Source organism: Flagellimonas marina (assembly GCF_042651185.1).
Taxonomy (GTDB): domain Bacteria; phylum Bacteroidota; class Bacteroidia; order Flavobacteriales; family Flavobacteriaceae; genus Flagellimonas; species Flagellimonas marina.
On the sequence record NZ_JBHSCL010000002.1, the window covers coordinates 92,452 to 116,432 of the forward strand.

Consider the following 23,981-nt stretch of genomic DNA (forward strand, 5'->3'; position numbering starts at 1 on the left):
AATTGACATTACCTTTTAAAAATGGGATTTGATCAAAAAGGTGAGGTAAAAATAAAGTTGCCAATTTTTAAACATGGGGAGTTTCTTTGGAAATATTTGGACCTCCACAAACTCTTGAACTTTGTCATCAAAAATGAATTGGTTTTTACCCGTTTAGATCTTTTGGAAGATCCTATTGAGGGATTGTCCACATCCCATTTGAGAGCGGCCAATCTCGAAGACCTTATCAATGAGAGCGAGAATAAGGAGAAGGTTTCCCAAATAAAGGAAAAGTTCCCAAATCTATTGAAAGGCAAAGAATTTAGACCTGTTTTTGGAAAGCACAAGCAACAATTACAGTTTGCCAATTGTTGGTTTCATGGTGAACGGGAATCCATGGCCATGTGGAACCTCTATTCCAACAAAGATTCTGTGGCCATTAAGGTAGTTGCCGAAGACTTTATTTCGTATCTTACTAAAGCAGCGGCAAAGTTTGTGGAACAAAATGGATATAAAGTGCATTTTATAGCCGATTCAGTAAAATACTTGCATTTAAACCCATTTGACCCAGATTTGTCCAAACAGAATTTTAGGTATTCTGCTTTTAAAAAGGATTCTTCCTATAAGCACGAGCAAGAGTACCGATTACTTTTGTACGTACATTCCAAATGGCAGGAAGACCATAAATTCAAGTTTATAAAATTCCCATTAGGCGACAACGACCTTCAAATAGAAATTGTCTGCCATCCCTTAATGCAGGAATGGAAAAGAACCAACCTTGAAAATTTGGTGTCTAAGTTCAACAACGACATCCATGTAAAAAAATCGGACATATTCATGGCTGTGTAACAACGTCATCGGATGAATTGAACAAATCATAAACCTATTACAATGACACATTATGCTTTTTCCACACTATCCGAAGCTGTGAACACATTGACCCAAGATGGCTATAAGGAAGATTTTGAGGCAAATGATACTTGCATAATGGCCTTGTATTCCAAAAAGGAGTATCAACCCAACGAACTTATAATTTTGGGTTCATACCGATTTGAAGGCATGACCAACCCAGGTGATCAAGCCACCGTTTTAGCTATTGAAGCCAATGATGGAACCAAGGGCACCTTGGTGATGTCCTACAGCGCAGAGCATGGACAGAATGTGGAACTTATCCGGCAAATACCCAGTAAAAAAGCTTAAAACCTACCCCAAGAAACGGCCTATGGCTGAAGGTTGATACAGTAGCCAACCCGTTAAGCTGAATCGGCTCTTATGAGCCTCTAGAACGGCATGTGGTACTTTGGCACTTTTAAATAGTACGCATCTGGCCGCAAGGGGTTCCACCAAAAATGAGGTGTCGTCTTTTTCAAAAATTTCCAGCTCTCCACCGTCCCCTTTTTGCCAACCTTCATTCAGATAAATCACAACAGATATCATTCGGTTATTTCTATTCTCAAATTGATCTAAATGTTTATCATAGTGCCCCCCAGACGGATAATGGGCCAAATGGAACTCATATCCTGATAAGCTCAAAAAACAGTAGCGGTTGAACATATAGAGAATTTCATCCACCAAACTCCAAAAAGGCAGTAGCTCAACATCCCTTTTTCGGTCTAGCCAATAGGTAAAATCGCCTCGTATATTTTTATTGATTTGATTGTCCGTGCTGGTCCCAATCCCAGCTTCGGTAAAATTGGGAAGCTTTCCGAGAAAAAAAGACCGGATTTCAGCATACATTTCGGGTTGGAAAAAATGATCAATGACCACATAATCCTTTGCGGAGAGGTCGTCCATCCAAGAAAACCACTGCTCCAAACGGTGATACGTCTTCAATTCTTAAAAATGTGCGCGAATGTAGAAAATATTTAAAAACGAAATGATTTCGGTATTTCTTTTACCACGAAAAATAAACCTATACTTTAGTATCGTGGTTCATAAAATCTTTACCTCATTATGATTCTTTTCTTTGGAACTAGACCGGGCAAAAAGGAAACCAAAACGCTACAAAACGTGGAATGTACCCATTGTCAACAAACTGGCACCCTTACGGTTACCTGCCAACCCAATTATGCCCACTTGTTCTGGATTCCCATTTTCACCCTCAACAACGTCAAGTACGCTGAATGTTCCCATTGCAAGCGGGTGTATTATAAGGAAGAATTCACTACTGAAATGGAAAGAGCCCTTACCACATAATGCCTAGCAATTTGACTTAAAGGTCGAACCGAAGTCCCACAGAGATATTATTTTGTTCTACTACTGCATCCTTAAAAATGGGGTTCAAATCATACTTTATATAAAGCAGTACGCCATCAACCCCCACATAGCCGCTAAGTCCATAAATCAAGTCACTGGTGTTGTAATCCCTTTTAAGCTTATCTTTTATGTCCTCACCGTCCCGGTTATATTTCAGTTTTTGACGTGTCCCTAAATTAAATCCGCCATACCCCCCAACGCCTATCCTAAATTGGTCTCTGATGGAATATCGAATGGTTTTTTCTGTTTTTCGAAAACGCGAAGGGCCAAATTCAAAATGTACGGGAAAAACCAAATTATCCATACGTAACTTTGCTTTGTTCAAATCGTATTCAAATTCTTCCAAGACGGTTTGATCACCATTCTGTACAAAAATCTGGTTATTTTCTGGCTTTAGGCCATTGAACTGGAATGAAAATCCATAATGAAACCGCATCCAATTGGAATTCCTAAAAACCCGGGTTCTCCACTGCCAACCCATTTCAAAAAAACGACTTCCTCCAACCCTATAAGGAGAATCATCCAAGGATTGTCCTTCAATCAAGGCATTATTGAAACCTATGGCCAGTACCAAATCAGAATAGGTGCGCCTATCGTACTTGAGGTCTCTTTCCCATCTTTTGGGGCGAAATGAAAAAGCAGGTTTTCCATCAATATGAATTCCAATTCTTGTATCCTCATCATAAAAATCCTCATTTGTTAAACGCAAGACCTTGCCTTCATTCCTTTCTAACAATGCAATTCTATTTTCAATGATTGCAGTGCGATTCTCAATATTAAGTGCTCTTCTTCTAGCCACATCTTCCTTAAGCAATTTCGCTTCGGCCTCAGAAATATCCCCGCTCTCAATACGGTTATTAATGTCTTTCACCTCCTCCTTTAACGCCTCTTTTTCTTGTTCAACGATTCGCTCTTTTTCAACTCTAAGCGCCTCTATTTCCTTTTTATAATCTTCTTGAGCTAGAAGACATTGAGAAATCAGGAACAGCAAAAGAAGTGTTACGTAAAATGTAATTGTTTTCATGATTGTTTTTGGATTATAAACCTCCCTCCTTCCCGCCCGTTTTAGGCAGGAAGTTTAGAAGGTCTGTTTTTGATTGATGAATATTCTTATTTGTTTCTGTCCGCTACTGCCGTTCTAAGTTTAAAGTAACCCGATTTAAGCGCATCAAAAATTTGGTCCCTAAACGATTCGTCCAGTTCGTTCTCTACTTCTGCAAGTAAGGCCCCGGCATCCACTGATTGCCCGTTGAGGAATACCCTATCTGCCAATATTTGCCGTTGGGCGGCACGCAACAACGAATCTACTTCGGCATCAGAAACGTCTTTTTTTACACGTTCCATGAGCGCAACCTGAGCCACAACCTCTTCCACTTTTTGCGCTATCAATTGGCCTGAATTTATCCGTATCTCGTCCTGAAAGGGCTCTTTTGTTTCATTTTTGACTACAGCAGAATTGTAATTGGACTGTTTTGGGCTCAAATCCGCCTTTGCTTCAAGAATCTGTGATTCAATTTTAGTTTCCGCCAGCTTGGAATCCTCTTTTTGAATTGATTCGTTGACCGTAGTTTCCTTTTGCTGCCCCGTTGGTTCGATGCTGTCAGCTTCCACCACCTGTGTTTGTTCCACCTTAGGCTCATCCATGGTAAAAAAGAAAACCGAAATCAACACTATACCCACTACGCTAGCGGCAATGGCATATAAAAACAGTGAATTTCTTTTTCTGGGTGATGGCACTTTCACCTCTGAAGCGATTTTTTCCCAAGCATCTTTAGATGGGGAAATGGTTCGTCCTTCCAATTTATCTTTGATATGTTTTTCGAGTTTGTCCATATCTGCTATTTTCTGTTCGCCGAACTTGATTTGGGCGACATTCCTTTTAAACTTAGATTTTCTTGAAGCATTTTCCTGGCCTTGAACAATTGCGATTTTGAAGTACCCTCCGAAATCTCCAGCATTTGGGCTATTTCTTGATGATTATAGCCTTCAATGGCGTAAAGCAAGAACACAGTTTTATATCCTTCCGGCAAGTCATCAATCAACTGCTGCACATATTCCTCATCCAAAAGACCCTCATTGTCAACTGACCGTTCGCGTTGGGCATCAAAAACCTCATCATCATAGACCACAAACTGTCTTTTGCGCAAATAGGAAATGCTTTCCCTCACCATTATGGTCCGTATCCACCCTTCAAAGCTCCCTTTGTGTTGAAATGAGTCCAAATTTTTAAAGACTTTGATGAACCCATTGACCATAACATCTTCAGCAAAATGTAAATCCTTGATATATTGGCGACAGACGCTCAACATTTTAGGGGCAAACTTTTCATACAATAACCTTTGGGCCTGTGGATCTCCCTTAACAGACTTCCTAATCAAATAGTTTTCATTACCGTACAAAGTGATGATTTTCAAAAGTGTTGCTTCAAAACTGTTTCTATTAATATAGACGCCATAGAAAGCGTAAGCGTTGCCTGAAGTATCTTATTTTTAGTAAAAAACTGGTATACAATCACATAAAGTGGTTATTTTTTACGGTCCACCACGTAATTGACCATCAAAGTCAAAGCACTTTTGTATTCAGAATCTGGGTAGTTGTCCAAAATGGCCAAAGCTTCGTCCTTAAATTCCAACATCTTGGTCACAGCGTAATCCAGCCCCCCTTTTTCCTTGACATAAGCAATGACCTCTTTTACCCGTTTCTTGTTCTTGTTATGATTCTTGATGGAATTGATTAGCCATTTTTTCTTCTCCTTGTCACTATGGTTTAAGGCGTAAATCAAGGGAAGTGTCATTTTTTGTTCTTTGATGTCAATTCCGGTGGGCTTCCCAATCTTTTCGGCACCATAATCAAACAAGTCGTCCTTAATTTGAAAGGCCATGCCGCAAAGCTCACCAAACTTTCTGAAGGTCTCCACCTCATCAGAATCTGGTCTCACGGAGCAAGCTCCCATACTACAACAAGCTGCAATTAGCGTCGCTGTTTTTTGACGTATGATATCGTAGTAAATATCTTCGGTAATATCCAAAAGTCGGGCTTTTTCAATTTGAAGCAACTCGCCCTCGCTCATATCCCTCACCGCATTGGAAATAATATGCAGCAAATCGTAATCCTTGTTTTCCAATGAAACCAAAAGTCCCTTGGAAAATAAAAAATCGCCCACCAAAACAGCAATTTTATTCTTCCACAACGCATTGATGGAAAAAAAACCGCGGCGTTTATTGCTATCGTCCACCACATCATCATGTACCAAACTTGCAGTATGAATCAACTCAATAATGGATGCTCCGGTATAGGTGCGTTCATTTACCTCCCCATTGAGCAGTTTGGCAGTCAAAAAAACGAACATGGGCCGCATTTGCTTGCCCTTCCGGTTAACAATGTAGTACGTGATTCGGTTGAACAACGCCACTTTGGACGACATCGACTTGAGAAACTTTTCCTCAAAAAGTTGCATTTCATCCTCTATGGGTTCCCTAATCTGAGAAACTATCTTCAACGTGACGTGTTTGGAGAATTTGGTTTTGAAAGCCTAAAAGTAAAGAAAATGATAGAGTTGTTGGAAGTATCTTACAAGATTTAAGTCAGCAGCACAAAAGTATCGGTAAGTTGCAGGGTTTGATTATTGGTTATTGATTATTGGTTATTGGTTATTGGTTATTGGTTATTGGTTATTGGAAATTAAAAAACAAAATACCCAACTCCTAACTCCTAACTCCTAACTCCTAAAAACTAACTCTTATTGGCCAATTGTCCGCAGGCTGCATCAATGTCCTTTCCTCGGGAACGACGAACAGTAACCGTGATTCCGTTTCTTTCCAGCGTGTCCTGATACATTTTTATGGCTGATTCAGAGGCTTGTTGGAATTCGCCATCATCAATAGGGTTGTACTCGATAAGGTTTACCTTGGATGGCGCAAATTTGCAGAATTTTACTAAGGCGTCTACGGCTTCTTGGGTGTCGTTGATGCCCTGCCATACCACATATTCGTATGTGATTCTATTTTTGGTCTTGCTGTACCAGTATTCCAATGCTTCGCGTAAATCTTTTAAAGGAAAAGTGGAATTAAATGGCATGATGGAAGTCCGAACCTCATCTATGGCGGAATGAAGGGAAACCGCCAATTTAAATTTTACCTCCTCATCTGCCATCTTCCTGATCATTTTGGGAACTCCGGATGTGGACAAGGTGATTCTCTTAGGTGACATGCCTAATCCTTCGGGAGAAGTGATTTTCTCAATGGCCTGCAAAACGTTGTTGTAGTTCATCAAAGGTTCACCCATTCCCATAAATACAATGTTGCTCAAGGGTCGGTCAAAATACAGTCGACTTTCATTGTCAATGGCCACTACCTGATCGTAAATCTCATCTGGATTAAGGTTACGCATTCGTTTGAGTCTTGCTGTAGCACAAAACCGACAATCCAAACTACAACCCACCTGACTTGAAACACAGGCCGTTGTTCTTGTTTCCGTGGGAATGAGAACAGATTCAACGACCAAACCATCGTGCAAACGAACCGCATTTTTAATGGTACCGTCAGAACTGCGTTGCATTTGATCCACCCGAATATGATTGATCACAAAATTTTCTTCCAGCATTTGACGGGTTTCCTTGGAGATATTGGTCATGGCCTCAAAGGAATGTGCGGATTTTTGCCACAACCATTCATACACTTGATTGCCACGAAAGGCCTTATCGCCCTGCGCCACAAAAAAGTCGCGGAGCTGCTCCTTGGTCAATGCGCGTATGTCCTTCTTTTGGGTTTCCACAGGATAAAGATAATCAAGAAAAAATCCCGTTGATTTTGAATCAAACGGGATTTCAGATTGTATTAAGTTTTTGATTTACAAAATCAACATGGCATCTCCGTAGGAGTAAAAACGGTATCCCTCTAAAATGGCCTGTTTGTAAGCTTTTTTGATAAGGTCATGACCCGCAAATGCAGATACCATCATCAATAAGGTAGATTTTGGTAAATGGAAGTTAGTAATCATACAATTGGCTATACTGAAATCGTAAGGAGGGAAAATAAACTTGTTGGTCCATCCTTCAAACGTATTCAAGGTATGCTCAGAGGATACAGCACTTTCCAGACCACGCATTACCGTGGTGCCCACAGCACAAACCTTTCTTTTGTTATCCTTGGCCTTGTTCACCACTTCTGTTGCCTTTTCATCAATGACCAACTCCTCGCTGTCCATCTTGTGCTTGGAAAGGTCTTCCACCTCAACAGGGTTAAAAGTACCCAAGCCTACATGCAAGGTAACCTCCGCAAAGTCGATTCCCTTTATTTCCAAACGCTTCAACAAATGTTTGGAGAAGTGCAAGCCAGCCGTTGGTGCCGCTACCGCTCCTTCATATTTTGCATAAATGGTTTGGTATCTTTCTTCATCTTCTGGCTCAACATCACGTTTAATGTATTTTGGCAATGGGGTCTGACCCAATTCACGCAATTTTCTTCTAAAATCGGTATAAGAACCATCATAAAGGAAACGTAACGTTCTACCTCTTGATGTGGTATTGTCAATCACCTCAGCTACCAAACTTTCGTCCTCACCAAAATACAATTTGTTTCCAATTCGAATCTTTCTAGCGGGGTCTACCAACACATCCCAAAGACGCTGCTCTTGGTTGAGCTCACGCAACAAGAAAACTTCAATACGTGCACCAGTCTTTTCCTTATTTCCATACAGTCGCGCAGGAAACACCTTGGTATTGTTCAACACCATTACGTCCCCCTCATCAAAATAATCAATTAGGTCTTTGAACATTTTGTGCTCAATTTTTCCAGAATCCCGATGAACTACCATCAATTTTGACTCGTCCCGGTTCTCTGAGGGATATTCGGCCAATAATTCCTTGGGTAGTTCAAAGTTGAAGTTTGATAATTTCATGTAGACTTATTTTGATTTTTTTAAAAGATGGCAAATATACAACCTCGACATAGGGGATGTCAAGTAATTTGGTGATTAAATGTCAATTACACTTCCTGAATGCCAATGCCCAGTGTGGTGAGATCTTTCCAGAAATCAGGATAGGACTTGGAAACCACACCAGCATCATTTACGAACAAGGTAGTCCGCAATGCCAAGGGAGCAAAGGCCATGGCCATTCTATGATCATTATAGGTGTCTATTGCCACATCTGGTATGATAGTTTTTGTAGCCTGAAGGGTTAGACTTTCAGCATCTATTGTTACATGCCCCCCCAGTTTGGCAAGTTCGGTTTTTAAGGCGGCCAAACGATCGGTCTCTTTTATGGGCAAGGTGTGCAATCCGGCAAGGTGACATCCAATCCCCAGTCCCAAGCAAGTTACGGTGATGGTCTGAGCTATGTCTGGAGCATTGGAAAGCTCATATTCTACATGGGATGGAATCTTATCCGAAACTTTGGTCAAGGTAATTGTGTTGTCCAAAAAGGTGGTTTCAACCCCAAAATCGGTATAAATCTTGGCTAAAACACTATCGCCTTGCAGTGAATTACTTTTATAAGAGGACAATTGAATCTCGGTTCCCACATTGCACAAAGCCACAATGCTATAAAAATAGCTCGCAGAACTCCAGTCCGATTCCACCACTAAAGTGGTGTCTTCGACCTCACTCTGCGGATGGACTTTTATATGGTTGCCCTCAAAAGAGGTTTGTACACCAATCTGTTCCAAAAGCGCCAAGGTCATTTTAATATAAGGGACGGAAGTAATCTTGCCCACCAATTCCAATTCCAGACCATTCTCCAAACTTGGAGCGATCAAAAGCAGGGATGATATATATTGACTGCTGATATTGGCAGGCAATGAAACCTGATTTTTGACCAATTTTTTTCCAGTTATCTTGATGGGCGGGTAGCCTTCATTCTTAACATAATCGATCTCTGCACCCAGCTCTCGAAGCGCTTCCACCAAAATTTTAATGGGTCGCTCCTGCATCCGTTGGGAGCCCGTCAGAACCACTTCTTTTCCTTCTTGGGAAGCAAAATAGCCCGTTAAAAATCGCATGGCGGTACCCGCATGGTGGATGTCCACCTCTCCTGTAGTTTTTTTGAGTCCTTGTTGCATCACCACACCGTCATCGGAATTAGAGAGGTTCTCTATTTTCAGGTTTGGATAAAGGGCCTGAAGCAACAAAGAACGATTGGTCTCACTTTTGGAGCCCGTGATTTGAATGCTCTTTTTAATGGTTTTCTCTTGGGGTATGGAAAGCTGAAGTCTCAATGTTCTCTTGTTTGAAATAAAGATTCAAAACTAGAAAAAACGCGTCTAACCTCCTCCCTAGCTGGCCAACTTTATTTGAGCTTTTTGTTATTTTGGTGGCGATCATGGTCACGTTTGGTCTTCAAGTCGAGCTTTTTGTCAAACGCCTCTTGAAGATCAATCCCAGTTTGGTTGGCCAAACAGAGTACTACAAACAGTACATCAGCCAGTTCTTCGCCCAAATCTTTGGTTTTATCCGATTCTTTTTCACTTTGTTCCCCATATCGACGGGCAATGATTCGGGCCACTTCCCCTACCTCTTCTGTAAGCTGGGCCATGTTGGTCAGCTCATTGAAATAGCGTACCCCGTGGTTTTTAATCCATTCGTCAACCGCCTTTTGGGCATTCTCAATATTCATTATTGTCTGTTTTTTGTATCAATTATTATAGTCACTGGGCCATCATTTAACAACTCCACTTTCATGTCGGCTCCAAAGATTCCTGTACCGACTTTTTTACCTAAATCTTCTTCCAGCGTTTTCACAAATGCTTCATACATGGGAATGGCCACATCGGGTTTTGCCGCTTTAATATAGGAAGGTCGATTGCCCTTTTTGGTTTGGGCATGCAATGTAAATTGACTTACCACAATACTATCTCCATCTACATCCAGCACTGAGCGATTCATCACTCCCTCACCATCATTAAAAATACGCAGGTTGGCCACTTTTTTGGAAAGCCACTCTATATCTTCGGGGCCATCGGTATCTTCAATGCCCAGCAAAACCAACAATCCGGTTTTAATGGATGAAACCGTTTTGCCATCCACTGTCACACTTGCTTTTGAAACTCTTTGTATGACTGCTCTCATGATCTTTCCCGATATGGATTTTCTTCTTCTCCGGTTACCATTTGCACATAGCTTCTATAGCGGCTCCAGGCTATTTCATCATTTTCCAAGGCTTCTTTAACAGCACATTTGGGTTCGTCCAAATGCAAACAATTATTGAATTTGCATTCTGATTTTAGCTTAAAGAATTCAGGAAAATAATCTCCAATCTCATCGTCATCCATATCAACAATACCAAATCCTTTTATTCCTGGGGTATCCACGATTCTTGCTCCAAAAGAAAGATCATACATTTCAGCAAAAGTAGTAGTATGCTGACCCTGCAAATGTTGCTCCGATATTTCTGCCGTTTTTAATCGAAGTCCAGGCTCCAAAGCATTGACCAAGGTGGATTTTCCCACTCCGGAATGCCCCGCGAACATGCTTGTTTTATTCAGCATCAATTCCTTAACCTTGTTTACATTCTTGCCTTCCTTGGCGGCAATTTCAATGCAGTGGTAGCCAATATCTGTATATAATTTAACCAGATAATTTACCTCGACCATTTCTTCCTTGTCATATACATCCATTTTGTTGAAGAGCAGAACCACAGGAATATCGTAGGCCTCTGCCGTTACCAAAAATCGATCTATAAAACTGGTGAAGGTGGTAGGGTTGTTCAAAGTGACCAATAAGAAAACCTGATCTAAATTGGCCGCGATTATATGGGTCTGTTTGGATAGTTTTACGGATTTACGGATAATGTAATTATTCCTTTCCTTGATTTCCGAAATCACCCCAACGGTTTCATCGCCAATACTTTCCAATTCAAAAATCACTTCATCCCCTACCGCAATGGGATTTGTACTTTTAATTTCTTGGGTACGGAACTTTCCTTTGATTCGGCATTCGTAAAATGTGCCTCCTTCAGTTTTAACAGTATACCAGCTTCCCGTGGATTTATAAACAGTTCCGTTCACTATTTGTTCATATTTTCATTACAAAGAAACAATAATCCTTCTTTTTGTGCGTATATCTTTGTCTACAGTTTTAACTATCAACAACTTATTTATTATGAAAAAAATCATTTTTACGGCAGTGATAACCCTAGCTGCAGCATTCAGCATGAACGCCCAACAGTACAAGGTCATCACCAGCGTGGAATCCATTGTACCCAATGGCTTGGGTAGATCTAGAATCATCAATGCGCTTGAAGACAAGGATTACAAAGAGTTTACAAGTGTACAGACCGAAGACGACAACACCAGGAACAAGTCTGACCGAAGTGAAATCCGAGTAAAGAACTTTGAGGAAACCAAATTATTGAACTTCTACAACTTGGGCGGTATTCGCTTCCAGAACATTGCAGCCAATGATGCCATGATCACCTCTATGATCAATGATATGATTTCCAACGGTTGGGAATTGGCGTTTGTGGTAAGTGGTGTTGAAAGTGAAGGTGGTAAAGGTGATGGACAAGGTATCTTTATTACCCGATACATTTTTAAGAAGTAATTCTTTTGTCACATTTTGACAAAAAAGGCCCTTTGAATAACCAAAGGGCCTTTTTATTTTCTGAATCAGTCCCGCATATAAACACGTCCCCCGGCAAAGGTCTTTTTATGTACCCTTTTGGGCTTTCCATAAACCGTTACATCACCACCCGCTTTAAGGTTGATGTCCACCATCTCCGATGCAAACACGTCGGCCTCACCTCCTGCTGATATTTTTATATCTGTACTGGAAGTTCGTAAGTTTCTCCCATCAAAAATTCCTCCGGTATTGATTACAATGGATTGGTTTTCTGCCAAACCTGATGCTTCCACAATTCCGCCTGTAACTGCCCGAATATCTGCATGGGCCACATCCATTCCAATCTGTATACGAGCCCCTTCTTGAGCTCTCAACTCAATCTTGCTCTTCTTTACCAATTCGTTACAGGTAATCTTGGCTCCTTCATTGCCATCAATCACCTCCAGATTGGTATAATACACCTCGATAAAGGTATCCTCACCTTGAAACTTTTTGTCCAACTGCATACGAAGTTTCAAGACACCATTCTTGTTGGTCCATTTAATATCATCCACATTCCAACCTTTTATGGTGATTCGGTTCTCATCCGATTGGATAAGATTTACTTCAATCAAATCAAAAACCTTGATCTTATCAAAGTCACCCACTTCAGTATCAATCATGCGTTGAGCAAAGAAGGTCATGGGCAGCAACAGCAAACAAAGGGTATAGATTTTTCTCATGATAGTGTTTTTTACGTCTATAAAGAGTAAAGTCTTGACCTACTGTTACAGTTTGGGCATAAAAAAACTGTTTGAAATGCAGAACTTTTAGGTTTCCGCCTCCAAACAGTTTTAAAACTATGGTTTTTTGAAACTTAAATCAATGCCAGTTCAAGTAAAAATCGAGAACGATTCAAGTCTTAATAAGGCTTCGACTGCGCTCAGCCTGACATCCTAAATTGTTTATACCAACCTTAAACTCGCACTAAGCGTTGATAATTTTCTCTTGATGGTTAATAGATTCTTGGTGAATGGCCTTGAACATCTTCAACACAAATTCCTCACTTAATCCCCGTTGTTCTCCTTCTAAGATCATATTACCCAAAATGGCGTTCCAACGATTGCTTTGCAATACGGCTACATTCTTTTGTTTTTTCAACTCGCCAATACCATCAGAAACCTTCATCCGTTTTCCCAAAAGATCAATCAATTGGTTATCCAACACATCAATTTGGGCTCTTAAGTTGCTTAATTTGCTGTTGTATTCTGCTTCTTCATCGGTTTCTTTTCTGATACGGAGGTCTTTCATAATCTGTATCAATGTTTTTGGGGTTACTTGCTGTGCAGCATCACTCCAGGCATTGTCCGGATCGTAATGGGTCTCTATGATCAAACCATCAAAATTTAAATCCAAAGCCGTCTGGGATACATCAAAAATCATATCACGTTTCCCTGTAATGTGGCTGGGATCATTAATAATTGGCAAATCAGGAAATTTGGTCTGTAGTTCAATGGCCAATTGCCATTCTGGAATATTTCTGTATTTGGTCTTTTCATAGGTTGAAAACCCTCTGTGAATCACTCCCAACTTTTCAATATCTGCGGAATACAACCTTTCCACAGCACCCAACCAAAGCGAAAGGTCTGGGTTTACCGGGTTCTTCACCAGTACAATTTTATCCGTTCCTTTTAGGGCATCGGCAATTTCCTGAACTATAAACGGACTTACTGTAGATCTTGCCCCGATCCATAAAAGGTCAATATCGTGCTCCAAGGCCAAATCTACATGGGCCTTATTGGCCACCTCAGTAGCTGTCTTTAGTCCGGTTTCTTCTTTAACTTTCTGCAACCATTTTAATCCGATGGCCCCAACACCCTCAAAATTTCCTGGACGGGTGCGAGGTTTCCAAATTCCGGAACGAAAGTAGTTCACATCAGTATTCTTGAGTTCATGGGCTATTTTCAGCACCTGTTCTTCGGTTTCGGCACTACAGGGTCCTGCAATCACCAATGGATGCGATAGATTCATATCATCCAACCATTTCCTCATTTGTTTATTGTTTTCCATACTACGTTCTATTTTTTTGTAAGTGGTATTCCTTTTAGTATTTGTTTTATTTTATTGGTATTGCTCATTTCTTGATGCACACGCTCAAAATCATTATCCTCAATCAATTTTTTAAACGTAATCAGGTTTTGGATGTATTCCTCCAAAGTTTCCACTACGTTATCCTTGTTCTGTTCAAAAATAGGTGTCCACATGTCGGGTGAACTTTTTGCCAAACGGACGGTACTTTCAAAACCACTTCCCGCCATGTCAAAAATATCACGCTCATTTTTTTCTTTCTCAATTACTGTTTTTCCCAACATAAATGAGCTGATGTGTGATAAATGCGATACGTAAGCGATGTGCTTGTCGTGTGCTTCCGGGTTCATATAGCGAATACGCATCCCTATTTCCTGAAAAACAGCCAATGCCCTTTCCTGAAGCTTAAAAGCAGTCTTTTCCACCTCGCAGATAATGTTGGTCTTGCCATCGTACAGGCCTTCAATGGCTGCAGACGGCCCCGAAAACTCCGTACCCGCAATGGGGTGGCAGGCCATATAGTTTCTTCGTTTGGGGTGATTGGCCACCACTTGGCAAATTAAGCTTTTGGTGGATCCTGCATCCACAACAACCGTTTCATCCCCAGCGGTATCCAATATTTTAGGCAGCTCTTGCATTAAAGCATTTACTGGAATGCTCACAAAAACCATATCGGCCGAGGCCAAAGAACCATAATCCCCTTTTGCATCAATAATACCCAATGCCAAGGCTTCATCAAGGTGCGATTCACTTTTATCTATACCTATGATTTCCGAACGAGGGTTTAGCTTTTTAATGTCTTTGGCAAAAGAACCTCCAATCAATCCAATACCTATAACAACAATGTTCATAACACCTTAAGAGGAATATTTAAATAAATCTTTCTATGGCTTCTTTTATTTTTTCTTCTTTCACACAGAGTGAGAATCGAATATATCCTTCTCCATTGCTACCAAAAATGGTTCCTGGAGCAATGAAAATATCTTTATCGTAGAGCACTTGGTCAATGAATTCTTCCGAAGGAGCTGCACCTTCAGGAAGCTTGCACCACACAAACATCCCAACTGCATTCTTATCATACGTGCAACCCAACCTCTCAACCAATTGGAACATCAACTCCCTTCTTTGGGTATATACCTTATCCAATGCTTCAAACCATTCTGGACCGCTTTGCAAGGCAGCCACAGCCCCTTTTTGAATGCCGTAAAACATTCCGGAATCCATATTGCTCTTCACCTTCAACACAGCATTGATATGTTCCTCTTTCCCTAAAACCATTCCTACACGCCATCCGGCCATGTTGAACGTCTTACTGAGGCTATTCAGTTCCAAAGTGCAATCTTTTGCTCCTTCTATGGACAAAATACTGGTAGGATTATTGGACAACACAAAACTGTACGGGTTATCATTGACCAATAGTATTTCATGTTTTAGGGCAAAATCAACCAAAGTTTTCAACTGTTCTTTGGTGGCCGTTGCTCCTGTCGGCATGTGCGGATAGCTAACCCACATCAATTTTACTTTAGACAAGTCTTGTTTTGATAATTCCTGCAAGTCAGGAAACCAACCGTTTTCCAAAGTGAGGTCGTATGTTCTTGGTACCCCACCCACTAAATTGGTCACGGAGGCATATGTGGGATATCCTGGGTTGGGCAGCAGAACCTCATCGCCTACATTGAGGAAAGCCATGCTGATGTGCATAATACCTTCTTTAGAACCCATTAATGGCAAGACCTCTGTGTTGGGATTTACTGAAACGTCAAACTTTTGCTTATAAAAGTCAGCAATGGCTTCACGCAGTTGTGGGAGTCCCTGATAACTTTGGTATTGGTGCGCACCAGTATCCATAATGGAATCGCGTAAAGTCTCCAGAACTTTGGGTGATGGTGCCAAATCAGGACTTCCAATTCCCATGTTGATGATGGGTTTTCCTTGGTTCATCAACTCCCGTACCTCCCGTAATTTTTTGGAGAAGTAGTATTCTTGCACGCTATGTAACCTATCGGCTGTGATCATAACAACAATGCGTTTTTATATTCGCCCAAAACCGTAAAATCTTCAGACATAATCCCCAACAATGCTTTTGCTTTTGAAAAATATTCGTATTCATCAAAAGTAACATCCACAAAAAAGGCATATTTCCAAGGCGTTTCAATCACCGGAAGTGATTGAATCTTGGTAAGGTTAAGGTTACAGTCGCTCATCACGTTCAACACTGTTGCCAAACTCCCTCTTTTATGATCTGTGATAAACCGAAGTGATGCTTTATTAATTTCCTCTTTCGGTAAAACCTTATTCTGCTTTTTTAGGATAATAAAACGGGTGGCGTTGTTCTTTATGGTCTGTATTTCAGGAGCAATGATATTTAAATCATAGAGATCTGCAGCCATTTTTGGAGCAATTGCAGCAATATTAGCCAACTGACCTTCTTTAATACGTTTTGCGGTCTCTGCAGTGTCAACACTTTCTACCAATTTAATCTGCGGATAGTCCTTAAAAAACTCCTTGCACTGCAATAAGGCCATTGGGTGGGAATGCACTTCCTTGATGTCTTGCAAGGCAATACCCGGTAACGCCATAAGGTTATGGTGAATACTCAAATAGTGTTCTCCAATGATATGTATCTTATTATGGTACACCAAATTGTAATTTGGAATTATAGACCCTGCAATTGAATTCTCAATTGCCATGATTCCCTTGTCAGCGGTACCATCCAACAAATGATCAATAATGGCATCAAACGAAAGGCATTCGAGCAGTTCTATATCTTCCCCAAAGAAATCCTTGGCCACTTGATGATGGTTAGATCCTTTTATTCCCTGTATGGCTATTTTTAAAGACATTGCAAAAAAAAAGCCCCGATTTTTACCGGGACTTTACATGTTTATATACGTTAATCGCATTCAGAACAGTCCCGTACCTCTTTGAAAAAAGAAGTAAAAGTAAAAACCGTTCCAGAAATACGTTTGTGTCATTTCAATACTAATCTGCGGCTAAGATAGCCATTCAATCCAAAATGAACGGGACTTCCTAAATTTTTTTTGATTTTTTTCAAAAAACCTGAGTTCACTGCATATTATTTTAAGTAAGCTTGCTTTTTTTAAGAATTCCATGCATTCCATAAATCAACCTCGCACTGTTTACCAAAACTTCTAAAACCGTATTTTTGGATTTAAATTCAATTGAATGTCAATCACCGTAAATAACATCACCAAAACCTTTGGTCCACAAAAAGCACTGGACGATGTCTCATTTTCCATCAATAAAGGAGAGATTGTTGGCTTTTTAGGTCCTAATGGCGCAGGAAAGTCTACCATGATGCGGATTTTGACCACCTATTACAAAGCAGATACAGGTGATGCCGAAGTCAATGGATTTAATGTCTTAACTTCGGAAAAAAGTGTTCAAAAAAGTATTGGCTACCTGCCCGAACACAACCCACTCTATTTGGAAATGTACGTAAAGGAATATTTGGCCTTTAATGCGGATGTGTACCAGGTACCCAAATCCAAAATCGGCGAGGTCATTGAAAAAACCGGACTTACCCCTGAAGCACATAAAAAGATCGGGCAATTATCCAAAGGATACCGTCAGCGTGTGGGGTTGGCCGCAGCCTTGTTGCACGACCCAGAAGTTTTGATCCTGGATGAACCCACCACCGGTCTAGACCCCAATCAATTGGTAGAAATCCGAAAGCTCATTCGCAAAATTGGGAAACAAAAGACCATCTTGCTTTCCACCCACATCATGAAAGAAGTGGAAGCCGTCTGTGATCGGGTGATCATCATCAACAAAGGAAAATTGGTGGCAGACAAAAAATTAGAAGAGCTTCGCGAATCAGAAGAGCAAATCATAGAAGTGGAATTCGACTACCGGGTGGAAGAACAATTGCTCCAGCAATTGCCCAATGCTTCCAAGGTAAAAAACATAGGTGGGTTTGTTTATGAAATCACCTTTGCCACTTCCAAAGATATGCGTCCTTCCGTTTTTGATTTTGCACATGACAATAAATTGAAAACCCTTCAACTTAGCCGAAAGAACAAAAATCTGGAAAGTTTGTTCTCCGAACTTACAGCATAAGATAAAACCAATTTTCAAGGCCGTTGAATTATGGTACTTTTGCGGTGAATACGTAAAACGATTCCATGAAGAAGAACAGTGCCAGACTTGAAATGTCCAAAGAAGCCATGAAATCCTATGGGTACCAGATTGTGGATGCCCTCGTGGAGCATCATTCCACCCAAAATGAAAAGTTACCTGTGGCCTTGGGCTCCAGAGAAGAAATGGACTCCCTTTTTTTGGAAGAAGCGCCCGAAGAAGGTACCGATCCAACCCAAGTGCTGAACTTTGTTCTGGAAAAAGTCATGACCACCAGTACGTTGATGTCTCATCCAAAATCGTATTCTTTTGTTCCCGGTCCTAGTAATTATGTCAGTGCCATGGCCGATACCCTGGCTACTGGTTATAACATTTTTTCAGGTGGATGGGCGGCTTCCCCCGCAGCTGCTGAACTGGAAATCGTTACCATTCAATGGCTGTTGAAGATTTTTGGATTTCCTAAGAAAAAAGGGGGCGGTATTTTCACCAGTGGAGGTTCCATGGCTAATTTAACGGCTTTGGCCACCGCAAGGCGCATTAAATGTGGAGACGATTTTTCCAAGGCAGTCATTTATCTTTCGGACCAAGCACATTCCTCCAATATTAAGGCCATTCGAGTGTTGGGTTTTAAAAAAGAGCAGATTCGCATTATCCCCACGGACATTGAATTCAAGTTTGCTGTCAACAAACTTAAGAACTGCATTGCCAAAGATAGACTGGAAGGACTTCACCCCTTCTGCTTGATTGCCACATCGGGAACCACTAACACTGGAACGGTTGATCCTTTGATTGAACTGGCCAATATTTGTAAAAAGGAAGGTATTTGGTTTCATATTGATGGAGCTTATGGCGCGGCGGCCATTCTTTCCCAAAAAGGGAAACAACTCTTAAAAGGGATCGAAAAAGCCGATTCATTAACAGTTGATCCCCATAAATGGTTTTATCAACCCTATGAAATGGGCTGTTTATTGGTACGAAACCACAAACACTTAAGCCATACGTTCACTGAAAAACCAGAATATCTTCGGGATATTGAAGGGAACACTTCAGAAATTAATTTTTACGATCATGGTATCCAGTTAACTCGAAGATTTCGGGCGTTGAAGTTTTACATGTCGCTCAAAACCTTTGGGCTGAAAGAATTTCGTGATGCCATCACCTATAATATCGACTTGGCCGACAAGGTAGAGTCCAAATTGCGGAAGAGTGCATTTTGGGAGGTTGTTTTTCCCGCGACCTTGGCGGTTATCAACTTCAGGTACAATCCCATCGAGAAAAATTACAGCGAAAAGCAATTGGATGCCCTCAACCAATACATTTCTGAAAAAGTTGTGGCTTCGCGGAAGGCCCTGCTTGTGACAACCTTATTGCATGGCCAGGTGGTACTAAGAATGTGCCTCATTAATCCAAGGACAACACTAGAGGATATTCAAGAAACCTTTGAATTGTGCGAGCGTTTTGCAACGGAAAAAGAGCAGCAATTATAGAAAATCACTTGATTCGGTTTAAATTCTCATCCACATCTTTGTTCTTGAACTTGTTCGCCGAATTCCCTCCGAAGCTATATTTCATGGATAGGGCCATTTCCCGTCCATCAGCATAATACGTACCATTGGCCTCCACCCCATTGATGGAATAGCCTTCATCAAAATTCATGGCCTTGGTAATATCGTTGAACCGCAGGGCACATTGCAATTTTTTAAAAATAGTAGTGGTCACGGAGGCATTCAACACTACCATACCATTTCTTTCGATTATGCCCTCTTTCTGAGGGGTGAGCGCATATCCACCAACAGACACTATAGTATCTTTGGCCACTTTTAATTGTTGATCGGTATAGACATACAGATAGGGTTGAGCTTTTGTGAACACCGCGGAAGAATCCTTTATTTTGTTGTAAGTCAGGCTCACTGAATTGGTAGAAGACCAACTTTTATGAGAAAACGGTACCGTCAACCCAGCATAAAAACCAGACTCCCTATCCAGATTGTTCTCGGCCAGTAGGGCAACAGTGTCGTTTTCGGAATATCCAATCAGAAAATATCTTGGATTTTGGTTGGTATAGACCCCACCAAAGATAGAGGTGTTGCCCACTTGAAGATTCGAGGTAACTTCATTGGTAATGGTCGGAATCAAATCCACGTTGTTCCCTGCTTCCAAAAATGGATTAATGAACACCCTTACGGAACTGGTTCTTGAGAAATTGGGCCGGTTGATGTTTCTGGCGTAGTTCAGTGAAAGGGTTTTGGTACTATCGATGGTAAGATTCAACCCTACTTTTGGAAATATCCGGGTGTTCTCCCGTTCTACCAACGGCTGCAAATCGTTTTTCAGTTGACCTTTGACTTGGTTGTATTCCACTCTTGCTCCCAGATTAAAGTTGAACCTCTCACCTATACGCGACTCAGCATTTGTATAGATGGCATATAAATTTTCTTCATAATCATAGTTGGTGATTTCTTGATTGACCGTTCCTGGTAGAATGACCTCACTAAAGGCATCGGCTCGGGCCTCGTTCCAATTCAGCCCAAAATCCAATCGTGAATTTTCCGAGAGGTTCTGTTCAAAATCCACACGAGCAGCCAAGGATTCAATGTTGTAATCTTGGTTTCTGGTCTGGTCAAGCTCTAGCCCTTCATTGTCATAATTGTTTGAAATATCCGTGTGCAACTTCTGGTTAAAAGCGGAATACTGTATTCCCGTAAAAAGGTTCAAATTCTTGTTGAGTTGCTTGTTGAAATTGAAATTGCCACTAAAATAATCTCTCTGGTTATCATTTTGCGTTTCGGAAATGATCTCATTTACCTCGCTCCCATTTTGCAAAAGAGTTTCGGTTTCAAAACCAGCTTTATCCGTTTGGCGACGGAAAATGGTATTAAAAGAAATGTAGTCGTTATCATTGATAGGATAATAAAATCCCAATCCGCTGTTGAGTTGCATTCTCTTATTGTCTGGGATGAGCACCAAATAATCGGAATAAATATTTTCCTCGGGGATGGCAAACACAAAGGTGTTGCTCTCCCACTGTCCAATTGTATTATAGTTAAGGTTCCCTCGAAGGTTCCATTTTCCATTGGAATGATTCCCATTGCCACTGATATAGTTGTTTATGTTTTGTCTGAAGGACACCGTTTCACCTAAGGTCACCCCGGTACCTTTTTCAGTGTTTTGCTTTAACTGAATTAAAATTACCGCTCGTCCTTCGGCTTCATATTTTGGTGAAGGATTGTTGATGAGTTCAATACTTTCAATGGAATCAACGGACAGCGCGATAAACTCATCGAGACTGATACGTTGGTTGCCCAAATACACAAGTGGACTTCCTTTTGCAACCACCGAAATGGATTCCCGATTTGGAGAAATTTGCACATTGGGCAGTTTTGACAACACCTCCAAAGGGTCCACCATAGAAGAAAACACCGGATTCTGGACATCAATCTTAAAATTGCCATTTTTAGTGGTGATGGGATTTTTTAAGGCAACCACCTCTACACTTTCCAGCTCGGTCACATCTTCCAGGAGCTGAATAGACAATTCTAAGTTTTCAGAAATACTGATTTCTTGGGAATGAGTTTCATACCCCAATGCCGAAACTTGCAACCAATATTCTTTTTGGGCAACTTCTTTGAATTCAAAACTGCCATCCACCAAAGTGGTGTACTTGACCAAGTCTTCTTTGTTTACAGAATAGAGCAAGACATCCCCAATGGAAATTGGCTGGTTGTAGGCATCAACAACTTTTCCTTTAATTAAAAATTGTGCTTCTGCACTTACTACTATGCCAATGGTGAAGAAAATCAATAGTACATGTTTCAAGGTCATTAGGTTTTGAAACAAAGTAAATTCTGAATGATGCCATTGGAAAATTTAAGGGGTCTGAATTAGGTGCTAGTACCTGTGCTGTTTTCCAATAGTTCTTGGCGATTTCCCACATTCAGCTTACCATAAATATTGGTGATGTGGCTTTTTACAGTACTTAGGCTTATAAACAGTTCATTGGCTATTTCTTTGTTGCTCTTGCCTTCCAAAATAAGGTTGCGTACCAAAGTTTCCTGTTTGCTCAACGCTGGAAGAATTGGTTTTCGACGTCTTCTCGCTTGATGGATGGTCAGAAACAATAACGCCACAACAAGTACAATAAGTCCGTAATTCAACCATTTGCTCTCCTGTAACTGTCTGCCCAAGGCTTCTTGATTCAGATAAGCGAGCTTTTCTTCCAGAAAAAGATATTCTCTGGGGGGAATGTCGCTTTCCTTGAATTTTTCCAACAAATCAATGTAATACTTCGAGTTTTCGGCAATATCCCTATTTAATAGATTTTTTTCGTCCAGGACCTTTATGGCCACTAATTTCACTCTAAGTATTTGCAGAGAATCACGAGCATAGCCAGTCAATTGGTGTTCTTTCTCCTTTTGGGACAAAGTTGATGATTGCAGTTGCTCCTCAAAGTATTTGAATTTCTTCCATTCTTTTGAACCCAATTCGGAATGAATGCTGTCCTGTAATGCCGTAAAATCATTAAAAGAGAAACCCTTTGCTTCAACATGCAAATGGCCGACCATAAAGAGTATGAAAAAAATAAAAAGAGACCTCAACACATCCATTTGGAATAAATTTCCATAAAAATCATGAAGCACGCAAGTGAAAGATTTATCAGTTGTTGGCCAACGGCCTTCTTTCTTCAAAAATGGCCATAAACATACGTACGCTAATATTTCGAGCCCGTTGCTTTGCTTTTTCGGCATTTGGCCCCTCAAAATGGGCATCCAAAGTTTCCATCCAATGACGGAGCCATATTCCAAAATGGTAATTCTCTATTTTATGACCCACTTTTTTATCCAATTCTGCATGGACTTTTATAGGGTTACCCTTATACTTTTGAACAAAAAGAAGGTTGGTTTCCCAAAAATCGATCAATTTTTCCATGTGTCCTGGCCAATCCATAATGGTCGAGTTGAAAAAGTCACCAATTTCTGGGTCTTTACGCACTTTTTCGTAAAAGCGATGTACCAACAGGGAAACATCTTTTCTATTTCCAATATCCGTTTTACCCATAGCTACATCAAATTTAAAATTAATACTATAGTGCTGACCACAATACTTATAATGAATAAATTGAAAGTGACCTTTGCCGGTCTTTGCGATAATACTGAGGCATTAAATCCCATACAGCACATTGTTACCAAAAACAGTTGCACCATTTGCAGGATTCCGGCCCCTTGGATAAGAATATACATTGCAGCAATGGACCCCAAACAGCTTTGAATAATGATACCAATAGTGGAGTACCCCCGCTCCCCTTTTTTAAATTCTCTGAGGTTCTTTACATAGAGTTCCATGATTTTCATTGAATTACAATTATGGAACAAAGGTATTGGGGGCCACGGCCATTAATTTATGACCTGCATCATAAGGGTATTATCTGTAGATTTTTCTGCTTTTTATTTGTACCTCCCGTGCATTCTCAAGCTCTTTTACAGCTCTAATCACCGTTTCCACACGTAAGCCTGTAAGATCTGCCAATTGCTGCCTAGAGAGTTCTACGCGATACAATTTATCCCCGGGGATTTTATGAATGTGCTCTTTAAAATAATCCATAAGGTTAAGCAACCGGTCCGTGGCATTCTCTGTAGAAATACCGGCGACCATAGTAGCTTTGTAGTGCAATCGTTTTGCCAAGGTCTTGGTAACTTTTAAATGCGCATCTGGGTTGGATTTGAGCAACTCAAAAAACCTTGACTTTTCCAACTGCCAAACTAGACTATCTTCAACTGCCATGGCATAGGCAGGGTATTTCATTTCACCGAACAAAGGGGGTTCACCAAAACTAGAACCTTTGGAAAACAGACCTTGAATGTACTCTTTACCATCTTCATTAAGGTTACCCATCTTTATTTCACCTGAGATTACTTGATAATAAAATCTGGGTGTGGTATCAATTTCAAAGAGCATTTCTTTTTTTTTGAGGCTAACCCTAAGTGCCCCGAATTTTTCCAATAAAGCTTCTGAAATCATGGTTTTTGTTT

Annotated in this window: 27 protein-coding genes; 6 read left to right on the plus strand and 21 right to left on the minus strand. The window is 40.7% G+C overall.

Annotated elements, in window-relative coordinates; translation table 11 throughout:
* Window positions 1-21: 21 nt before the first annotated feature.
* A complete protein-coding gene (locus ACFOWS_RS00590) occupies window positions 22-828 on the plus strand; it encodes a DUF2971 domain-containing protein (RefSeq protein ID WP_379761958.1) in 807 nt (268 codons plus the stop codon).
* Between the two features lie 42 nt (window positions 829-870).
* A complete protein-coding gene (locus tag ACFOWS_RS00595) occupies window positions 871-1,179 on the plus strand; it encodes a phosphoribosylpyrophosphate synthetase (protein ID WP_379761959.1) in 309 nt (102 codons plus the stop codon).
* Window positions 1,180-1,182: 3 nt separating this feature from the next.
* On the opposite strand, the gene ACFOWS_RS00600 is transcribed toward ACFOWS_RS00595, so the two are convergent.
* Window positions 1,183-1,812, minus strand: coding sequence for a 2OG-Fe(II) oxygenase (locus tag ACFOWS_RS00600; protein ID WP_379761960.1), 630 nt, complete (start codon window positions 1,810-1,812; stop codon window positions 1,183-1,185).
* Between the two features lie 120 nt (window positions 1,813-1,932).
* Here ACFOWS_RS00600 and ACFOWS_RS00605 point away from each other — a divergent pair, with 120 nt between their 5' ends.
* Entirely contained in the window at window positions 1,933-2,175 is a 243-nt protein-coding gene (locus ACFOWS_RS00605; RefSeq protein ID WP_379761961.1) for a zinc-ribbon domain-containing protein, read from the plus strand.
* 16 nt (window positions 2,176-2,191) lie between these two features.
* Here ACFOWS_RS00605 and ACFOWS_RS00610 read toward each other — a convergent pair whose 3' ends face one another.
* From ACFOWS_RS00610 to rsgA, 10 genes are all read right to left on the minus strand, one after another.
* Entirely contained in the window at window positions 2,192-3,259 is a 1,068-nt protein-coding gene (locus tag ACFOWS_RS00610; protein WP_379761963.1) for a hypothetical protein, read from the minus strand.
* Window positions 3,260-3,345: 86 nt separating this feature from the next.
* Window positions 3,346-4,068 (minus strand): hypothetical protein, encoded by a 723-nt coding sequence (locus ACFOWS_RS00615; RefSeq protein ID WP_379761964.1) that lies wholly within the window; start codon window positions 4,066-4,068, stop codon window positions 3,346-3,348.
* A 5-nt stretch (window positions 4,069-4,073) separates the two neighbouring features.
* Window positions 4,074-4,649, minus strand: a complete 576-nt coding sequence (locus tag ACFOWS_RS00620) for an RNA polymerase sigma factor (protein WP_379761965.1) — start codon at window positions 4,647-4,649, stop codon at window positions 4,074-4,076.
* 110 nt (window positions 4,650-4,759) lie between these two features.
* Complete coding sequence (locus ACFOWS_RS00625) at window positions 4,760-5,734, minus strand: polyprenyl synthetase family protein (protein WP_379761966.1); 975 nt, start codon at window positions 5,732-5,734, stop codon at window positions 4,760-4,762.
* 233 nt (window positions 5,735-5,967) lie between these two features.
* Window positions 5,968-7,008: a 23S rRNA (adenine(2503)-C(2))-methyltransferase RlmN gene (gene rlmN, locus ACFOWS_RS00630; protein WP_379761967.1), complete on the minus strand. Its 1,041-nt coding sequence runs from the start codon at window positions 7,006-7,008 to the stop codon at window positions 5,968-5,970.
* 75 nt (window positions 7,009-7,083) lie between these two features.
* Window positions 7,084-8,133, minus strand: a complete 1,050-nt coding sequence (gene queA, locus ACFOWS_RS00635; RefSeq protein ID WP_366584715.1) for a tRNA preQ1(34) S-adenosylmethionine ribosyltransferase-isomerase QueA — start codon at window positions 8,131-8,133, stop codon at window positions 7,084-7,086.
* Between the two features lie 86 nt (window positions 8,134-8,219).
* Window positions 8,220-9,449 (minus strand): 3-phosphoshikimate 1-carboxyvinyltransferase, encoded by a 1,230-nt coding sequence (locus ACFOWS_RS00640; RefSeq protein WP_379761970.1) that lies wholly within the window; start codon window positions 9,447-9,449, stop codon window positions 8,220-8,222.
* A gap of 71 nt (window positions 9,450-9,520) precedes the next feature.
* Window positions 9,521-9,847 carry a nucleotide pyrophosphohydrolase gene (locus ACFOWS_RS00645; protein ID WP_379761972.1) on the minus strand — a complete coding sequence of 109 codons (327 nt, stop codon included), beginning with the start codon at window positions 9,845-9,847 and terminating at the stop codon, window positions 9,521-9,523.
* Entirely contained in the window at window positions 9,847-10,299 is a 453-nt protein-coding gene (dtd, locus tag ACFOWS_RS00650; RefSeq protein ID WP_379761975.1) for a D-aminoacyl-tRNA deacylase, read from the minus strand. Before dtd ends, ACFOWS_RS00645 begins: the two co-directional genes overlap by 1 nt.
* Entirely contained in the window at window positions 10,296-11,237 is a 942-nt protein-coding gene (gene rsgA / locus ACFOWS_RS00655; RefSeq protein WP_379761978.1) for a ribosome small subunit-dependent GTPase A, read from the minus strand. The genes dtd and rsgA overlap by 4 nt, the downstream gene beginning before the upstream one ends.
* A gap of 94 nt (window positions 11,238-11,331) precedes the next feature.
* On the opposite strand from rsgA, the gene ACFOWS_RS00660 reads away from it, so the two are divergent.
* Entirely contained in the window at window positions 11,332-11,772 is a 441-nt protein-coding gene (locus ACFOWS_RS00660; RefSeq protein ID WP_379761980.1) for a hypothetical protein, read from the plus strand.
* 65 nt (window positions 11,773-11,837) lie between these two features.
* On the opposite strand, the gene ACFOWS_RS00665 is transcribed toward ACFOWS_RS00660, so the two are convergent.
* From ACFOWS_RS00665 to ACFOWS_RS00685, 5 genes are all read right to left on the minus strand, one after another.
* A complete protein-coding gene (locus ACFOWS_RS00665) occupies window positions 11,838-12,512 on the minus strand; it encodes a head GIN domain-containing protein (protein ID WP_366584725.1) in 675 nt (224 codons plus the stop codon).
* 244 nt (window positions 12,513-12,756) lie between these two features.
* Window positions 12,757-13,839, minus strand: coding sequence for a chorismate mutase (locus ACFOWS_RS00670; RefSeq protein ID WP_379761983.1), 1,083 nt, complete (start codon window positions 13,837-13,839; stop codon window positions 12,757-12,759).
* A gap of 8 nt (window positions 13,840-13,847) precedes the next feature.
* Window positions 13,848-14,708 carry a prephenate dehydrogenase gene (locus tag ACFOWS_RS00675; protein WP_379761985.1) on the minus strand — a complete coding sequence of 287 codons (861 nt, stop codon included), beginning with the start codon at window positions 14,706-14,708 and terminating at the stop codon, window positions 13,848-13,850.
* 19 nt (window positions 14,709-14,727) lie between these two features.
* On the minus strand, window positions 14,728-15,873 hold the full coding sequence (locus ACFOWS_RS00680) for a pyridoxal phosphate-dependent aminotransferase (protein WP_379761988.1): 1,146 nt from the start codon (window positions 15,871-15,873) through the stop codon (window positions 14,728-14,730).
* Window positions 15,870-16,700, minus strand: a complete 831-nt coding sequence (locus tag ACFOWS_RS00685; protein WP_379761991.1) for a prephenate dehydratase — start codon at window positions 16,698-16,700, stop codon at window positions 15,870-15,872. The genes ACFOWS_RS00680 and ACFOWS_RS00685 overlap by 4 nt, the downstream gene beginning before the upstream one ends.
* A gap of 343 nt (window positions 16,701-17,043) precedes the next feature.
* Here ACFOWS_RS00685 and gldA point away from each other — a divergent pair, with 343 nt between their 5' ends.
* Both gldA and ACFOWS_RS00695 read left to right on the plus strand, forming a co-directional pair.
* A complete protein-coding gene (gene gldA, locus ACFOWS_RS00690) occupies window positions 17,044-17,937 on the plus strand; it encodes a gliding motility-associated ABC transporter ATP-binding subunit GldA (protein WP_379761993.1) in 894 nt (297 codons plus the stop codon).
* 65 nt (window positions 17,938-18,002) lie between these two features.
* On the plus strand, window positions 18,003-19,442 hold the full coding sequence (locus ACFOWS_RS00695) for a pyridoxal phosphate-dependent decarboxylase family protein (protein ID WP_379761995.1): 1,440 nt from the start codon (window positions 18,003-18,005) through the stop codon (window positions 19,440-19,442).
* Window positions 19,443-19,446: 4 nt separating this feature from the next.
* On the opposite strand, the gene ACFOWS_RS00700 is transcribed toward ACFOWS_RS00695, so the two are convergent.
* The 5 genes from ACFOWS_RS00700 to ACFOWS_RS00720 form a co-directional block, all read right to left on the minus strand.
* Window positions 19,447-21,771 (minus strand): TonB-dependent receptor domain-containing protein, encoded by a 2,325-nt coding sequence (locus ACFOWS_RS00700; protein ID WP_379761996.1) that lies wholly within the window; start codon window positions 21,769-21,771, stop codon window positions 19,447-19,449.
* 65 nt (window positions 21,772-21,836) lie between these two features.
* Window positions 21,837-22,559 (minus strand): helix-turn-helix domain-containing protein, encoded by a 723-nt coding sequence (locus ACFOWS_RS00705; RefSeq protein ID WP_379761998.1) that lies wholly within the window; start codon window positions 22,557-22,559, stop codon window positions 21,837-21,839.
* A 49-nt stretch (window positions 22,560-22,608) separates the two neighbouring features.
* The gene (locus tag ACFOWS_RS00710) at window positions 22,609-23,010 is read right to left on the minus strand and encodes a group III truncated hemoglobin (protein ID WP_379762000.1); all 402 of its coding nucleotides are present in this window, start codon (window positions 23,008-23,010) and stop codon (window positions 22,609-22,611) included.
* 2 nt (window positions 23,011-23,012) lie between these two features.
* Window positions 23,013-23,303 (minus strand): hypothetical protein, encoded by a 291-nt coding sequence (locus tag ACFOWS_RS00715; protein ID WP_379762002.1) that lies wholly within the window; start codon window positions 23,301-23,303, stop codon window positions 23,013-23,015.
* Between the two features lie 70 nt (window positions 23,304-23,373).
* Window positions 23,374-23,970 carry a Crp/Fnr family transcriptional regulator gene (locus ACFOWS_RS00720; RefSeq protein WP_379762004.1) on the minus strand — a complete coding sequence of 199 codons (597 nt, stop codon included), beginning with the start codon at window positions 23,968-23,970 and terminating at the stop codon, window positions 23,374-23,376.
* Window positions 23,971-23,981: the final 11 nt, after the last annotated feature.

Bases quoted from the DNA above. Each gene is read 5' to 3' on its own strand.
- ACFOWS_RS00590 (WP_379761958.1), top strand. From the start codon at position 22: ATGGGATTTGATCAAAAAGGTGAGGTAAAAATAAAGTTGCCAATTTTT.
- ACFOWS_RS00595 (WP_379761959.1), top strand. From the start codon at position 871: ATGACACATTATGCTTTTTCCACACTATCCGAAGCTGTGAACACATTG.
- ACFOWS_RS00605 (WP_379761961.1), top strand. From the start codon at position 1,933: ATGATTCTTTTCTTTGGAACTAGACCGGGCAAAAAGGAAACCAAAACG.
- ACFOWS_RS00610 (WP_379761963.1), bottom strand. From the start codon at position 3,259: ATGAAAACAATTACATTTTACGTAACACTTCTTTTGCTGTTCCTGATT.
- ACFOWS_RS00615 (WP_379761964.1), bottom strand. From the start codon at position 4,068: ATGGACAAACTCGAAAAACATATCAAAGATAAATTGGAAGGACGAACC.
- queA (WP_366584715.1), bottom strand. From the start codon at position 8,133: ATGAAATTATCAAACTTCAACTTTGAACTACCCAAGGAATTATTGGCC.
- ACFOWS_RS00645 (WP_379761972.1), bottom strand. From the start codon at position 9,847: ATGAATATTGAGAATGCCCAAAAGGCGGTTGACGAATGGATTAAAAAC.
- dtd (WP_379761975.1), bottom strand. From the start codon at position 10,299: ATGAGAGCAGTCATACAAAGAGTTTCAAAAGCAAGTGTGACAGTGGAT.
- ACFOWS_RS00660 (WP_379761980.1), top strand. From the start codon at position 11,332: ATGAAAAAAATCATTTTTACGGCAGTGATAACCCTAGCTGCAGCATTC.
- ACFOWS_RS00665 (WP_366584725.1), bottom strand. From the start codon at position 12,512: ATGAGAAAAATCTATACCCTTTGTTTGCTGTTGCTGCCCATGACCTTC.
- ACFOWS_RS00670 (WP_379761983.1), bottom strand. From the start codon at position 13,839: ATGGAAAACAATAAACAAATGAGGAAATGGTTGGATGATATGAATCTA.
- ACFOWS_RS00675 (WP_379761985.1), bottom strand. From the start codon at position 14,708: ATGAACATTGTTGTTATAGGTATTGGATTGATTGGAGGTTCTTTTGCC.
- ACFOWS_RS00680 (WP_379761988.1), bottom strand. From the start codon at position 15,873: ATGATCACAGCCGATAGGTTACATAGCGTGCAAGAATACTACTTCTCC.
- ACFOWS_RS00685 (WP_379761991.1), bottom strand. From the start codon at position 16,700: ATGTCTTTAAAAATAGCCATACAGGGAATAAAAGGATCTAACCATCAT.
- gldA (WP_379761993.1), top strand. From the start codon at position 17,044: ATGTCAATCACCGTAAATAACATCACCAAAACCTTTGGTCCACAAAAA.
- ACFOWS_RS00695 (WP_379761995.1), top strand. From the start codon at position 18,003: ATGAAGAAGAACAGTGCCAGACTTGAAATGTCCAAAGAAGCCATGAAA.
- ACFOWS_RS00705 (WP_379761998.1), bottom strand. From the start codon at position 22,559: ATGGATGTGTTGAGGTCTCTTTTTATTTTTTTCATACTCTTTATGGTC.
- ACFOWS_RS00710 (WP_379762000.1), bottom strand. From the start codon at position 23,010: ATGGGTAAAACGGATATTGGAAATAGAAAAGATGTTTCCCTGTTGGTA.
- ACFOWS_RS00715 (WP_379762002.1), bottom strand. From the start codon at position 23,303: ATGAAAATCATGGAACTCTATGTAAAGAACCTCAGAGAATTTAAAAAA.
- ACFOWS_RS00720 (WP_379762004.1), bottom strand. From the start codon at position 23,970: ATGATTTCAGAAGCTTTATTGGAAAAATTCGGGGCACTTAGGGTTAGC.